This window comes from Streptomyces meridianus (assembly GCF_023703325.1).
GTDB classification, from domain to species: Bacteria; Actinomycetota; Actinomycetes; order Streptomycetales; family Streptomycetaceae; genus Streptomyces; species Streptomyces meridianus.
This window is the reverse complement of record NZ_JAMQGM010000038.1, coordinates 1-14,756: the sequence shown is the minus strand read 5'-3', so window position 1 is coordinate 14,756 and position 14,756 is coordinate 1. Positions and strand designations below refer to the sequence as shown.

Annotated in this window: 9 protein-coding genes; 6 read left to right on the top strand and 3 right to left on the bottom strand. The window is 73.0% G+C overall.

Features of this window, described 5'->3' with window-relative positions; translation table 11 throughout:
• The first annotated feature begins 152 nt into the window (after positions 1–152).
• The 3 genes from M1E25_RS18130 to M1E25_RS18120 are packed head-to-tail and all read left to right on the top strand — an operon-like array spanning position 153 to position 2,439.
• On the top strand, positions 153–932 hold the full coding sequence (locus M1E25_RS18130) for a LamB/YcsF family protein (protein WP_251416854.1): 780 nt from the start codon (positions 153–155) through the stop codon (positions 930–932).
• The gene (gene pxpB / locus M1E25_RS18125; RefSeq protein WP_251416851.1) at positions 929–1,549 is read left to right on the top strand and encodes a 5-oxoprolinase subunit PxpB; all 621 of its coding nucleotides are present in this window, start codon (positions 929–931) and stop codon (positions 1,547–1,549) included. Before M1E25_RS18130 ends, pxpB begins: the two co-directional genes overlap by 4 nt.
• Positions 1,546–2,439 (top strand): 5-oxoprolinase subunit C family protein, encoded by an 894-nt coding sequence (locus tag M1E25_RS18120; RefSeq protein WP_251416850.1) that lies wholly within the window; start codon positions 1,546–1,548, stop codon positions 2,437–2,439. Before pxpB ends, M1E25_RS18120 begins: the two co-directional genes overlap by 4 nt.
• A 4-nt stretch (positions 2,440–2,443) precedes the next feature.
• Here M1E25_RS18120 and M1E25_RS18115 read toward each other — a convergent pair whose 3' ends face one another.
• Positions 2,444–6,082 (bottom strand): hydantoinase B/oxoprolinase family protein, encoded by a 3,639-nt coding sequence (locus M1E25_RS18115; RefSeq protein WP_251416847.1) that lies wholly within the window; start codon positions 6,080–6,082, stop codon positions 2,444–2,446.
• Positions 6,083–6,160: 78 nt separating this feature from the next.
• Positions 6,161–7,582 (bottom strand): HEAT repeat domain-containing protein, encoded by a 1,422-nt coding sequence (locus M1E25_RS18110; protein ID WP_251416845.1) that lies wholly within the window; start codon positions 7,580–7,582, stop codon positions 6,161–6,163.
• A 317-nt stretch (positions 7,583–7,899) separates the two neighbouring features.
• Here M1E25_RS18110 and M1E25_RS18105 point away from each other — a divergent pair, with 317 nt between their 5' ends.
• Positions 7,900–9,327, top strand: a complete 1,428-nt coding sequence (locus tag M1E25_RS18105; protein ID WP_251416842.1) for a PP2C family protein-serine/threonine phosphatase — start codon at positions 7,900–7,902, stop codon at positions 9,325–9,327.
• Positions 9,328–9,456: 129 nt separating this feature from the next.
• Here the strand turns inward: M1E25_RS18105 and M1E25_RS18100 are convergent, their stop codons facing one another.
• Positions 9,457–10,929, bottom strand: coding sequence for a DNA-binding protein NsdB (locus M1E25_RS18100; RefSeq protein ID WP_251416840.1), 1,473 nt, complete (start codon positions 10,927–10,929; stop codon positions 9,457–9,459).
• Positions 10,930–11,191: 262 nt separating this feature from the next.
• On the opposite strand from M1E25_RS18100, the gene M1E25_RS18095 reads away from it, so the two are divergent.
• Positions 11,192–12,310 carry an aminoglycoside phosphotransferase family protein gene (locus tag M1E25_RS18095; protein ID WP_251416839.1) on the top strand — a complete coding sequence of 373 codons (1,119 nt, stop codon included), beginning with the start codon at positions 11,192–11,194 and terminating at the stop codon, positions 12,308–12,310.
• Positions 12,311–12,765: 455 nt separating this feature from the next.
• Complete coding sequence (locus tag M1E25_RS18090) at positions 12,766–14,694, top strand: N-acetylmuramoyl-L-alanine amidase (protein ID WP_251416837.1); 1,929 nt, start codon at positions 12,766–12,768, stop codon at positions 14,692–14,694.
• Positions 14,695–14,756 lie beyond the last annotated feature (62 nt).

Sequence of the window (14,756 nt, the reverse complement as noted above, 5' to 3'; positions counted from 1 at the left end):
GTGGTCACCGGCCACCGTATCGCCGAGACGGTCTTGTCGGATCGTTCAACAATCCCCTAGGTTGTGCGTGGCCGACCGGCCCGGCATGCCCCCTCCGGCCGGACGACCGCCCCGCCCCTGCGCCTCCGGGCCGCCCTCATGAACGGACGGACATGACCGACCTGGTGACGACCGACGTGGTGATCGACCTCAACGCCGACCTGGGCGAGGGCTTCGGACGCTGGAGCCTCACCGACGACGAGGCCCTGCTCTCCGTCGTGACCAGCGCCAACATCGCCTGCGGTTTCCATGCCGGCGACCCCACCACGATGCGCCGGGTCTGCGCCCGGGCCGCCGAGGAGGGGGTACGGATCGGCGCCCAGGTGTCCTACCGCGACCTCGCCGGCTTCGGCCGCCGCCCCATGGACGTGCCTGCGCAGGAACTCGCCGACGAAGTCGCTTACCAGATCGGCGCGCTGGACGTCTTCGCCCGCGCCGCCGGAACCCGCGTCAGCTACGTCAAGCCGCACGGGGCCCTGTACAACCGCGCCTGCGCGGACCCGGAGCAGGCGGCGGCCGTGGCGGCGGGCGTCCGGCTCGCCGGCGACGGCCTGCCGGTCCTGGGCCTGCCGGGCTCCGCGCTGCACGCCGCCGCCGCGGAAGCGGGACTTCCGGTGGTGGGCGAGGCCTTCGCGGACCGCACCTACACCCCCGAGGGCCGGCTCGTCCCGCGGCGGCTGCCCGGCGCGGTCGTCACCGACCCCGGGGACGTGGTCGACCGGTCGGTCCGCATTGCCCGCCGGAGCGACATCGCGGACATCGAGGGCGGACGGCTGTCCCTGCGCGCCCGCTCGCTGTGCCTGCACGGCGACACCCCCGGAGCGGCCGACCTCGCCCAGCGTGTCCGCAAGGGGCTGGAGGCCTCCGGAGTCCGGATCGAGGCGTTCGCATGAGACCGCTGCCGGTCGGCCGGCACGGCCTGCTCATCGAGTCCGGCAGCGGCGAGGAGGCCGAGGCCCTGCACGCCGAACTCCTCCGCCGGCGAACCGCCGGGGACCTCCCTGACGTACGCGAGATCGTGCCGGCCGCGCGCACCGTGCTGCTCCAGGGCCTGGACGATCCGTCGCGGCTTGCGCAGGAGATGACGCAGTGGCAGGTCCCGCCGCTCACCGACACGCGCGGCGAGACGGTCGACATCCCGGTCCGCTACGACGGCCCCGACCTCGCCGAGGTCGCCGATCTGTGGGGGGTCACGGCGGACGAGGTCGCCGGCATCCACTCCGCAACGGCGTTCCGAGTCGGTTTCTGCGGCTTTGCGCCCGGCTTCGCCTATCTCACCGGGCTCGCCGAGCGGTTCCACCTGCCGCGGCGTTCGACCCCGCGGACGAAGGTCCCCGCGGGATCCGTCGCCCTGGCCGGCCCCTACACCGGCGTGTACCCGCGTTCCTCCCCCGGCGGCTGGCAGCTCATCGGGACCACCGGTGCAGCGCTGTGGGACCCCGCCCGCGACCGTGCCGCCCTGCTCGTCCCGGGTGTGCGGGTCCGCTTCGTTCCCGAGGAGGGCACATGACGGACAGGGGGATCGAGGTCGTCCGGGCCGGCGCGCTGACGACCGTCCAGGACCTGGGACGGCCCGGTCACGCGCATCTGGGCGTCACCTGCTCCGGCGCGCTCGACCGGACCTCCCACCGGCTGGCGAACCGGCTGGCCGGCAATCCGGCCGAGGCCGCCACCCTGGAAACCACGCTCAACGGCTGCGCGGTCCGGGTCACCGCGGACGTGACGGTGGCGGTGACCGGCGCGCCGTGCCCGGTCACCGTGGAGGGGCGGCCCGCACCATGGGGAGCCCCGGTGCGCGTACCCGCCGGATCCGTGGTCGCGGCCGGGGCGGCGACCCACGGGGTGCGCAGCTACCTGGCCTTCTCCGGCGGCATCGGGATCGAGCCGGTGCTCGGCAGCCGCTCGACGGACCTGCTGTCCGGGCTGGGCCCGGAACCGCTCGCCGACGGCGCCGCCCTGCCGCTCGGCGCTCCCTCCGGCCCGCCGTCGCACAGCCACCTGGTCGCGTACCCCGGCCCGCCCCGCTCGCTGGTCCTGCCGATGCTCCTCGGACCGCGCGACGACTGGTTCACCCCGGCCGCGCTGCGCACCCTCGCAAGCAGCAGCTATCGCGTCTCCACGGCGAGCAACCGGATCGGCCTGCGGGTGGAGGGCCCCGGGCTGGAACGCCGGGGCGCGGGTGAACTGCCCAGTGAGGGAATGGCGATGGGGGCCGTCCAGGTCCCGCCGGACGGCCTTCCCGTGGTCTTCCTCGCCGACCATCCGACAACCGGCGGCTACCCGGTGATCGGCATCGTGCCCGAGGAGGCGCTCTGCGCAGCCGCGCAGGCCGCGCCCGGTACGGCCCTGCGGTTCACCCCCGTCCGTCCGCGCCGCCCCCTGGTGCCCCACCAGCGGTGACGGGTCACCGGCCCGTGCCGGTGCCGTCCTCGCCACCGGCACCCGCGGACGGCGGCCCGTAGCCGCCACCGCCCGGGGTGCGGATCTCCAGGACGTCACCGGCGCCGACGTCCACCATGTCGCAGCCGGCCAGCCGGACGGTGCTGCCGTCGGCACGCTCGACGAGATTGGCGCCCTTCTCGCCGGGCAGGCCGCCGGCCATGCCGTACGGGGCGACCCGCCGGTGGCCGGACAGGACGCTCACCGTCATCGGCTCCAGGAACCGGATACGGCGGGTGACGCCACAGCCCCCGGGCCATCGGCCCGCCCCGCCGCTGCCGCCCCGGATCCCGAAGGACTCCACCCGCACGGGACAGCGCCACTCGAGGATCTCCGGGTCGGTCAGCCGTGAGTTGGTCATGTGCGTCTGCACGGCATCCGTGCCGGCGAAGCCGTCCCCGGCACCGGAACCGCTGGCCACGGTCTCGTAGTACTGCACCCGGTCGTTGCCGAAGCTGACGTTGTTCATGGTGCCCGAGCCCTCGGCCTGCACGCCGAGGGCGGCGTACAGGGCTCCGGTGACGGCCTGTGAGGTCTCCACGTTGCCCGCGACGGTCGCGGCCGGGAAGGCGGGGTCGAGCATCGAACCGCTCGGGACACGGATGTCGAGGGCCTCGAGGCAGCCGCTGTTGAGGGGGATGTCGTCGGCGACGAGGGTGCGGAAGACATAGAGCACCGCGGCCATGACCACCGCCTTCGGGGCATTGGTGTTGCCGGGCTGCTGAGGCGACGTCCCGGTGAAGTCCAGCACGGCGCTGCGCGCCCCGGCGTCAACGCGTACGGCCACCTCGATCCTGGCTCCGCTGTCGGTCTCGTAGTCGAAGCGCCCGTCGCGCAGCTCCGCGACGATCCTGCGCACGGACTCCTCGGCGTTGTCCTGCACGTGTCCCATGTAGGCCCGGACCACCTCGAGCCCGAACCGGCCGGTCATCCGGCGCAGTTCCTCGATGCCCCGCTCGTTGGCAGCGATCTGCGCGCGCAGGTCGGCCAGGTTGGTCTCCGGATCCCGGGACGGGTACGGCGCGGAGGTGAGCAGTTCACGCGTCTCGCGCTCGCGCATGTGTCCGTCCCGCACCAGCAGCCAGTTGTCGAAGAGGACGCCCTCCTCGTGGACGGTGCGGCTGAACGGCGGCATCGAACCGGGGGTGACACCGCCGATCTCCGCGTGGTGCCCCCGCGAGGCCACAAGGAACAGCAGCGCGTCGCCGGTCTGGTCGAACACCGGGGTCACGACGGTGACGTCGGGCAGGTGGGTGCCGCCGTGGTAGGGATCGTTGATCGCGTACACGTCGCCGGGCCGCATCCCCTCCCGGTTCCGGCACAGGACCTCCTTGATCGACTCCCCCATCGATCCCAGGTGGACCGGAATGTGGGGGGCGTTGGCGATGAGGTTGCCGTGCGCGTCGAACAGGGCGCAGGAGAAGTCGAGCCTTTCCTTGATGTTGACCGAGTGAGCGGTGTTCTCCAGGCGCACACCCATCTGCTCGGCGATCGCCATGAAGAGGCTGTTGAACACCTCGAGCATCACGGGATCGGCGGCCGTCCCGACGGCGACCCGGTGCGGCCGGGGCTGCGTCCGGCGCAGCAGCAGATGGCCGTGGCCGCCCACTTCCGCCCGCCAGCCGGGGTCGACGACGGTGGTGGCGTCGTCCTCCACCACGAGGGCGGGGCCGTCGACGCGGTCGCCCGGGCGCATCTCGTCGCGCCGGTACAGGGGCGTCCCCGCGCGCCTGCCGCCCGCGAACATCTCGACGCGGGCGCGGCAGCGCAGCGGGCCCCGACGGAGCTGCGGGGCGAGTCCGCGCGGCCGGTGGGAGCCGGCCGTACCCACGGCCTCCACCGAGACCGACTCGACGACCAGGGGCCTGTCCATGACGAATCCGTAGCGAGCGCGGTGGGCGGCCTCGAACTCAGCGGTCATCGCGTCGATCGACGCAGGCTCGACGACCAGGGAGGAATCGGTGCCCGCGTAGCGCAGGCGCACCCGTTCCACGGTGGTGAGCGACGACGCCGGGACCCCGTCGGCCAGCAGTTCGGCCCGGGTCCGCTCGGCGATCCGGTCGCCGGCCTCCCGCACACGGACGAGCGCAGCGTCGTCGAGGGAGAGTTCGACGGATTCCTCGCGCAGGGCGGTGGCATCGGCGCGTCCGATCCCGTAGGCGGAGAGCACGCCGGGCAGCGGGGGAACGACCACGGTGCCGACGCCGAGCACGTCGGCGACCGCGCAGGCATGCTGGCCCCCCGCGCCGCCGAAGCTGGTCAGGGCGTAACGCGTGATGTCGTAACCGCGCTGTACGGAGATCTTCTTGACCGCATTGGCCATGTTGAGCACGGCGATCTCCAGGAAGCCCGCGGCGACCTCCTCGGGGGAACGGCGGTCTCCCGTGGCAGCCGTGATGTCCCGGGCGAGCCGGATGAAACGCTCCCGCACGATCCCGGGGTCCAGGGGCCGGTCGCCGTCCGGGCCGAACACCGCCGGGAAGTGGGCGGGCTGGATCCTGCCGAGCATCACGTTGGCGTCGGTGACCGTCAGCGGCCCGCCGCGGCGGTAGCAGGCGGGACCGGGGTCGGCGCCTGCCGAGTCGGGGCCGACGCGGTAGCGCTGCCCGTCGAAGTGCAGGACGGACCCGCCGCCCGCGGCGACCGTGTGGATGTTCATCATCGGGGCGCGCATGCGCACGCCGGCCACCCCGGTGCCCTGGACGCGCTCGAACTCGCCCGCGAAGTGGGACACGTCGGTGGAGGTTCCGCCCATGTCGAAGCCGATGACGCGGTCGAATCCGGCCTGCTGGGAGAGACGGGCCATGCCGACGACGCCGCCGGCCGGTCCGGAGAGCACGGCGTCCTTGCCGCGGAAGTGGCCGGCTTCCCGCAGCCCGCCGCTGGACTGCATGAACATCAGGCGGATTCCGTGCAGTTCGCGGGCGATGTCCTCGACGTACCGTCGCAGGACGGGCGAGAGGTAGGCGTCGACGACGGTCGTGTCGCCGCGCGGAACCAGTCTGATGAGCGGGCTGACCTCGTGCGAGCAGCTGACCTGGGTGAAGCCGATCTCCCGTGCGGCGGCCTCGACCGCCCTCTCGTGGTCCGGGTAACGGTAGCCGTGCATGAGGACGACGGCGGCGCTGCGCAGTCCGTCGCGGTGCGCGGCGCTCAGCTCCCGGCGCACGGCGGGGAGATCGAGCGGACGGACGGTGCCGCCGTGGGCGTCCGTCCGCTCGGGGACCTCGATGACCCGCTCGTACACGGCCTCGGGGAGCAGGATGCGCCGGTCGAACAGCCGGGGACGGTTCTGGTAGGCGATCCGCAGGGCGTCACGGAATCCGCGGGTGATGACGAGGACCGTCGGCTCGCCCCTGCGTTCGAGGAGGGCGTTCGTCGCCACGGTGGTGCCCATCTTGACGACGGCGACCCGGTCCGCGGGCACGGGTTCGTCGGGCCCCAGTCCGAGCATCAGCCGGATCCCGGCGACCGCGGCGTCGCGATAGCGGTTCGGATCGTGCGAGAGCAGCTTGCGGGTGACCAGGGTGCCGTCCGGCCGCCGGCCGACGACGTCCGTGAACGTGCCGCCGCGGTCGATCCAGAACTCCCAGAGCCCGGCCATTCCATCATTCTGGCAAGTTCTGCCCGATCGGTCAGCCGTGGCCGGAGGGCGGCGGCCCGGGCCGACCCCGGCCCCGGGTCAGCCGGGCGGGCTCTCCGAGCGGATCCTGCTGCGCACTGCGGTCTGGACCTGCGCCTGCTCCGCGGGATCGGCCGCGAGCCTCCGCAGCTGGTCGGCGACGCGCTGGTCCCCGATGGCCGCGTGCCCCGCGGCCAGCTCACGGGTGCTCTCCTCGCAGTCCCACAGGCACTCGACGGCCAGCCCCGACGCGAACGTCGGATCGGTGGACACCAGGGCGCGTGCCGCGCGTCCCCGCAGGTGGGAGGAGCAGGTCTCGCGGTACACATGGCGCAGCACCGGGGCGGCCGAGGCGATGGCGAGGCGTCCGGTGCCGTCGACGAGCTGCGGGAGCCCGGGAGCGTCGGCGCCCGCCGTCCGCACGGTCCTGCGCAGCGCGGCGAGGACGGTTCCCGCGTCCTGGAGGCCGCCCCTGGCGGCGAGCATGCCGGCTGCGGCGACGCCGAGCCGGTCGTCACGGTGGGCCCACAACCGTGCCCGCTCCAGCGCCTCGACACTGCACATCCGTTCGAAGGACGCGACGGCCGACTCGGCCACCATCGGCGATGCTCCGGCCACCGCAGCCTCGACCAGGTCGAGCGCGTCCGGGTCCGCCCGCTCGGTCAGGTGGCGCACGGCGGCGCTGCGGGCCCCGTCCGGGCCGCTGCGCGCCGCGGCGAGGAGCTCCCCCCGGTCCTCGGGTCCGGCCACAGCGGTCAGGCAGCGGGCCGCCGCGGCGTGCCGCAGCCGGGTGGGGTGCTGGTCGACGTCCTCCTGCGCCCACTCCAGCACCTGGCGCACGCTCCAGCCGGGTCGGGGCCCGGGACCGCGCACCTGTCGCTGCCAGCGGTCGAAGGACCCGCGTTCACCGGCCGCGCGCACGCGGGCGGCGTCCGGGTCGTCGCCCGCGGCCCAGAGCCGCCAGGGGCGCGGTTCGAAGGCGTCCCGCACCGCCTGCGCGAGATCCGCCTCCCCCTCGGGAGTCCCGGGGAATCCGGCGAGGACCGGGGCGCGCAGGGCTGCGAGCCCGGCGTCGTCGTCGCGCAGCGCCAACTCGTCCAGGGCCCAGGACCAGTTGGCCCCGGTGGCGGCATAGCGGCGCAGCAGGGCCACGGCGTCGGCGCGGCCGTAGGAGGCGAGGTGGCCGAGCACGGAGAGGGCGAGGCCGGTGCGCTCGGGCGCGGTGTCGAGGTGATCTTCCGCGCAGAAGAGATGATGTCCGATCTCGTCGAGGGCGCCGTCGAGGTCCCTGCAGAGGCGCGCGTAGTACAGGGAGCGGTTCTCGAGTTGCCAGTCCTCCCGAGGGTCGTGCAGCACACAGTGGTGCACCGCCGCGAGCGCCTCCGCCCGCGGCGCCGCGAGGGCATGCAGGGTCCCGTCGCCGCGGCCTCGCTGGAGGAGGCCGAGCAGGGTGCCGCTGGGCGCTATGTCTGGATCGAACATGAGGTCAGCATCCGGTGCGGAGAGTTCGCTGGCAACGGGATTTCCTGCACCTGCGCTGTCGCCGGCCCCGGAGGTCCGCGCCCGGTGTCCGGCACGGATGCCCTCGTCCCGAGCCGTGCAGCCTAACCGAACCCGTGGTTTCCGCCGAGTCCGGAGGACCGGGGCCGCCATGACCGACAGTGCGCCTCGGACATATGACAGAAGCACCACCGTATCGGGTGTCGCCAAACCACTTACCTGCCGTCGCAGGCTGTGCAACAGTCGTAACCGGCCTTCGTGTCGCCAACGGTCGCGCCGCGCCTGTATCGGAGTTCGACATGCCTTCCCGAATGTTTGCGGACCGCCCCTCGGGACAGCCGCCGGAGCGCGGCGCGGTCGAGGCGCTCATCTCCCAGACCCGTCGGCTGCGGGGCGGCGTGGACGCCGTGCGGCGGGACACGGATGAGACCGACGACGCCACGGGCCGCTGGCAGCGCGCCCTGTGCGACCTGGCCGTGCACCACCTCGAGGATCTCGGACAGCAGCTCAGCCAGCTGCACGACGGCTTCCCTCCCGATCTCGCGGAGGACGGCCCGGCGCCCGGCGCACCGCCGCTCTCCGATGAACGCGGGTCGTTGCTGCGCCGCGTCGGCAGCGCCGAATGGAACCTGCTCACCGACGAGGTCGAGTGGTCCGCGGAGCTTTTCCTGATCTTCGGCCGCACGCCGCAGGAAGGTCCGCTGTCCCTGGACGAACTGCCGTCCTGGCTCCCCGAGGAGGACCAGCCGCTGCTGACCGCGATGGTCACCGACTGCCTGGTGGACGGCAAGCCGATCGACGGCGAGTTCCACATCGTGCGGCCCGACAGCAGCGTCCGCACCCTGCACATGACGGGTGAGCCGGTCCTCGACACCGGTGGCACCACCGCCTCGATGTGGGCGGTCGTCCGGGACGTCAGTGAACTGCGCCGCAGCCAGCGGGTGCTGGAGGAAAGCCGGGACAGCCTCCGGTTCCAGCGCCGCATCGCCCGCACGGAACACCGCCTGGCGGTCGAGTTCCAGGAGGCCGTGCTGCCGCCCTGGCGCGGATCGCTGCACCTCGGCCCGAGCGGGTCCGCCGCCCTCGACGTGGCCGCCCATTACCTGCCCGCGGACACCACCGCGCAAATCGGAGGTGCGTGGTACGACGCCCTCCAACTACCCGGAGAGCGGACCGTGTTCGGTATCGGGGAGCTGACCGGGCACGGCGTGACGGCTGCATCGGCCACCGCCGTGCTGCTCGGCGCCCTGCGCGGGCTGGCGCTGGCCGGCACGGAGCCCGGAACGCTCCTGAACGGGCTGAACCACCTGCTCGAGACCTCGGCCCATCCGGCGCTCGGCAGCGCCCTGTGCTGCCTGTTCGACGCAAGAACCCGGACCCTGACCTGGGCCGGGGCAGGCCACCCTGCCCCGGTGCTGCTCCGCGACGGCGTGCTGCGCCCGCTGAAGCACCACGGGGGCGCGCTCCTCGGGGCGTCACCGGCAACGCAGTTCAGCCAGAGCGGCACACAACTGATGCCCGGTGACCTGTTGCTGCTGTGCTCCGACGGACTCGCGCCGGACTGCGGAATCGGCAGCCGTGAGGAGGGCGGACGGGCATCGGCCATCGGACCAGGGCACCTGCGCGGGCGCAGCGCGCAGGAGTGCGTCCGGATCCTGGCCCGGGAGTTCGGCCGTGAGGAGCGCGGGAGTGATGCCTGCGTTCTCGCCGCGCGGCTCGGTGACTGAGGCCCGTCCACGGAACACGGCTCCCGCCCGCGCCGATGGCGCGCCTGCCGGTCACGCACGGCAGCTTCCCGTGCGCCGTCGGGGCTCGCCGGGTCTTCGGTGCGGCGGCCCGCACCCGTCCGGGGCGCTTCAGACCGCGGCGCTCGCCCCTCCGGCGCCACCCGGCAGAGCGAGCTGCAGTTCGTCCCTCAGGTCGGCGATCTTGGCGTACCCGGAGTACTGGGCGGTCAGCCGGTACATCTCCCGCAGCCGGTCCCAGGTGCGGTGCGAGGAGGTCTCACCGATCGACACCAGCGCCAGCCGGGCGTAGCGGTCGGCCTGTTCGGGGTCGTCCGCGATGAAGCAGGCCGAGGCCATCGAAATGTAGTCGAAGATCCGTGACCGCTGGCGGCCGTTCTCCCGCAGCCGCAGCGCCTCCTTGGCGTGACGCTGGGCGGTGTTGGCCGCAGCCGGCTGGTGGTCGGCGAGCGTACGGAAGGCGAGGGCCTGCATGCCGTGCAGGTCCGCCTCGTCGAACATCTGCATCCAGCTGGGAGGGGGCACGTCGCCCTCGTCCGACACGAAGAGCTCCTCGGCCTCGCCCAGGGTGCGGCGCATCGCCTGTTCACGGCCCATGGAGGCGTGCGCCCAGGCCTCGATCGTGCGCAGCATGGCCCTGGTGCGCGGCAGGGCCTCGTCCCCCGCACCGGAGTTGGCGAGCTTCATCAGGTCGAGGGCGTCGTCCGGCCGGCCGAGGTGGACCATCTGCCGGGCGGCACGCGAGAGGGCCTCGCCGGCCCGCGGCCGATCCCCGCCCTCGCGTGCGGCATGCGCAGCGATGACGAAGTACTTCTGCGCGGTCGGTTCCAGGCCCACGTCGTGGGACATCCAGCCGGCGAGCACGGCCAGGTTCGCGGCCACCCCCCAGAGTCTGCGCTGGAGATGGTCGGGGTGGCGGTAGGCGAGCATGCCGCCCACCTCATTGAGCTGACCCACGACGGCCTTGCGCTGCAGCCCGCCGCCGCGTGCGGCGTCCCAGGCCCGGAAGACCTCGACGGAACGTTCGAGCTCCTCGACCTCCTGTGAGCCCACGGGAGCCGCGTCGTAACGGTCGAGATCGACGCGTGACGCCGTTGTGTGGGCCCCGCCGGGGCCGTGCTCGCCCCGGGCGAGGGCGGGGTCGGTGTGAAGCCAGTCGTGCATGGCGCCCGTGAGGGCCGATCCTGCGGCGAGCGCGGCGCCCGCACCCACCAAGCCGCGTCGGTTGAGCATGAGGTCCATTCCCGTGAATTCGGTGAGGACCGCGGCCGTCCGTTCGGGCGCCCAGGGCAGTTCGTCTTCGGACTGCCGCTTCGCCGTACGCCCGTGCCGTTCGAACCCGAGATCCTCGATGGTCACGACACGGCCGAGTCGCTCGGTGAACAGGGCTGCCAGCACCCGCGGCACCGGATCGCGCGGCACTTCGCCGGTGTCGATCCAACGCCGCACCCGGGAGGTGTCGGTCGCCAGCTGCGGCTGCCCCATGGCGGCCGCCTTCCGGTTCACGAGCCTCGCGAGTTCGCCCTTCGACCAGCCGGTGAGACCGAACAGATCCGAAAGACGAGTGTTGGGTTCCTTGTTCACGTCAAGCCCCCAGGTTCTCGGCTGAGTTGACAGTAACGGCCCGTCAGGCGCCGCAGGCCCATTCGCCAGGGTTCGCCAGGGTTCGCCAGATGGTGTGCCACCCGTGGACGGGTGTGGTGTAGGAACGCGCCGATTCCCCGGTCTGCGACCGAGGGCCCCCGCCGGACGGGGGCGGGCGGGCACTTCCCCAGGGTGTCCGCCCGCCCCCGGACCCGGGGGCCGACCGGCGTCCTGTCGGCACACGAAGGGATCCGTATCGCTCATGTACGCAGCCATGTCCTCCGTGTCCGTTCCGTCCCGGCAGTACCGCGTCCGGCCGGCCGGGGTTGCCCCGTATCCGGACGCCGCCCCTGCCGCGGCCGCCGGCGACGAGCGGAGGCGGCGCGGTGTGAGCCCGGGCGGCCAACCGCTCAGCGGGAGAATCGACTTGTCCGGCACCCAGGGTGCTCAGCTGCGCACCGTTCTCGCCTCCGTGCACCGGATCTGCCCGGAGTTCAAGCCTGTCCAGGTGCTCCGCCGCAGCGGCCGGTCCGTGCTGCTGCTCGGAACCACGGGCCGCACAACGGCCGTTGCCAAATGCTTACTGGACCAGTCACCGGCGTGGGCGGAGCGGTACCGGCACGAAATAGCTGCATACCGGGCGTTCGTCCGGCACCGCCCGCCGGTCCGGGTGCCCCGGCTCATCGCGGCCGACCCGGGCAATGGAACGCTGGTGATCGAGCGGGTGCCCGGCCGGGTTGCGGCGTTGTACCGGCACCCCTCGGACGGCCCGCCGGCGGCCGACGTACGGGCGGTGCTCGGGGCGATCTGCCGGATCAACCAATGGCGGCCACCGGGGGACCTGTTCGACGCTCCGGTCGACTACGCCGCCCGGATCACCCGGTACCACGAGCTGGGTCTGTTCACCGACCGCGACCTGGGCGACCTCCAGCAGTTGCTGCGCGGGGTGGCGCACTCGTCCAAGCAGGGACAGGGGCAGTTCTGCCACGGGGACGCCCTGCTGTCGAATGTGCTGCTGTCGGCCACCGGCCCGGTCCTCGTGGACTGGGAGCACGCGGGCTGGTACCTGCCCGGCTACGACCTGGCGACCCTGTGGTCCGTACTCGGCGGCGCTCCGGCGGCACGCCGTCAGATCAGCCAGCTCGCCCAGGCCGCCGGGCCGGCCGCCCGGGACGCGTTCCTGATCAACCTGATGCTGATTCTCACCCGGGAGATCCGGACCCACGAGACCGCCCTGCAGCGGAGCATCGAGACCCAGCCGTCCGCACCCACCGCGACTTCGGTCTCGGGCGCCGAGGAGCAGCGCCTGCTGCTGCGCCGGCTGCACGACGACTGCGCCCTCGCTCGCAGGGCCGTGCGGGCGGCCGTCGGCACCCGCTGAGATCGCCCCCGGTTCCGGCGCCCCGCCCCGAGGGCGCCGGAAGGCTCGCCGGTCGGCCGCTCCCGGGCGGCCGGCCGCCGCCATTTCCCCCTGAAGGGCGGCTTCCTGAGCCGTCGGGGCCCCGGCTGACCGCCTACCCGGTTCCCACCCCTGACGGACATCGCGCCGACTCCCCGCGCGGCACCGGGACAGCGGTCGTGCCCGGAAGACGAGGGCAATCCTTTCCCCGCAGCACGATTGACGGACGGTCGGCCAGCCGATACCTCTAAGGCGTGTTTTCCCTGCCCGCCGGAGCCCGGGTGGCACTCCGGAGCGGGAGCGGAAGGCACTCCCCAGTCGGGTCCGGCCCGCAGAACCGTCTGCGCATCGTCCGGAACGGCCCACTCGAGGAGGCTGCATTGCGAGGTTCCCAGCAGGAGGGTGCGAGAAGCACACGACGGAGAGCGGCGAGGGCGGTGACCGCCACGGCGACCGTCGCGCTGCTGCTGCCGCTGGTCTCCGCGGCCCCGGCCGCCACGGCCGGCCCGCCCCGTCCCGGTTCGCTGCAGGACGCGTTCGCGGACGCGGCGCGCGAGTACCAGGTGCCGCAAAGCGTTCTGCTCGGTGTCTCCTACCTCCAGTCCCGTTGGGACGGCCACAGCGGTGCGCCCAGCGTTGCCGGCGGCTACGGCCCGATGCACCTCACCGACGTGCGCACGGCGATCGCGTCGGCGCCGCACCACAGCGAGGGCGCCGAGGATGCCCGCGGGGACGACTCCCGTCCGCGCAGGACGGCCGGTGAGCGGCACGGCACGGCCGCCGCCCCGGACAAGGTGCCGGCAAGCCGGCGCACGCTCGAGAAGGCCGCCGATCTGACCGGAATCGAGGCCGGCGAACTGCGCGGGGACGACGTCGCCAACATCCGCGGCGGAGCAGCGCTGCTGGCAGCCTCCCAGCGCGAACTGGGACTGCCGTTGAGCTCCGACCCGGCCGACTGGTACGGCGCTGTGGCCGGTTACGCGGGCGCCGACGACTCGGCTACCGCGACGGCGTTCGCCGACGACGTCTACTCGGTGATCCGGGAGGGCGAGCGCCGGACCACCGGCTCCGGGCAGGTCGTCTCCCTGCCGGCGTCCCCGGGCGTCACGCCCCGCGCAGCACAGGTGAAGAAGCTGGGCCTGCGGACCGCGGACGCCGGTGCCTCCGAGTGCCCGCGCAGCGTGCCCTGCGAGTGGATCCCCGCCCCGTACCAGGAGTTGCCCGGCGACGACTACGGGAACCACGACAAGGGCGACCGTCCGCGCTCCCAGAAGATCGAGTACATCGTCGTCCACGACACCGAGGCCACCTGGGACACCACGCTCAAGCTGGTGCAGGACCCGACGTACGTCTCCTGGCAGTACTCGCTGCGCTCCTCCGACGGGCATGTCGCCCAGCACGTACCGCTGAAGGACGTCGCCTGGCATGCCGGCAACTGGTACGTCAACGCCAAGTCGATCGGTCTGGAGCACGAGGGCTTCCTGGTGGCGCCCGACGCCTGGTACACGGAGGCCATGTACCGCGCCTCGTCGCGGCTCGTGCGGTACCTCGCGGCGAAGTACGACATCCCGCTGGACCGTCAGCACATCCTGGGCCACGACAACGTCCCGGGGCCGACGGCCGTCAACATCCCCGCCATGCACACCGACCCGGGGCCGTACTGGGACTGGGACCATTACTTCAGGCTGCTGGGCGCTCCGCTGCACGCGAACGCGGGGCGCACCGGCGGGCTGGTCACCATCCGCCCGGAGTACGCCGAGCACCAGCCCGCGTACCGGGACTGCGAGAAGTACGGCGACCCCTGCGCCCCGCACGGCTCCGGAGCGGTGCGGCTGCACACGGAACCCAGCGGCGACTCCCCGCTGGTGACGGACATCGGCCTGCGGCCCGACGGCAGTCCGGCCACGACCGGCGTGAACGATGTCGGCGCCCGGGCCTCCACCGGTCAGCAGTTCGCCGTCGCCGAGCGCAAGGGCGACTGGACGGCCATCTGGTACCTGGGGCAGAAGGCCTGGTTCCACAACCCGGCCGCGAAGCCCACGGCGCTGAACAACAAGGGCCTGGTGATCACGCCCAGGTCCGGGGCGGAGAGCGTGCCGGTCTACGGCCGGGCCTACCCGGAGAAGAGTGCCTACCCCGAGGGCGTGAGGGTGCAGTCCGTGACACCGCTGCCGTACAGGCTCGAGGCCGGGCAGAAGTACGTGCTGGGCGGTGCGACCCGCGGCGAGTACTACTGGGCGGTCACCTACGACAGCACGAACCACCGGGTGGTGCGCGGCAAGGACGTGTACTACGAGATCCAGTTCGGTCACCGCGTCGCCTACGTGAAGGCCGACGACGTGAAGGTCCGCAGTTCGCGCGGCTGATTTCCGCCCGGACAACCCGAACGGTCAGGGCCCTCACCGACGCCGGACACTGTTGGCGAATG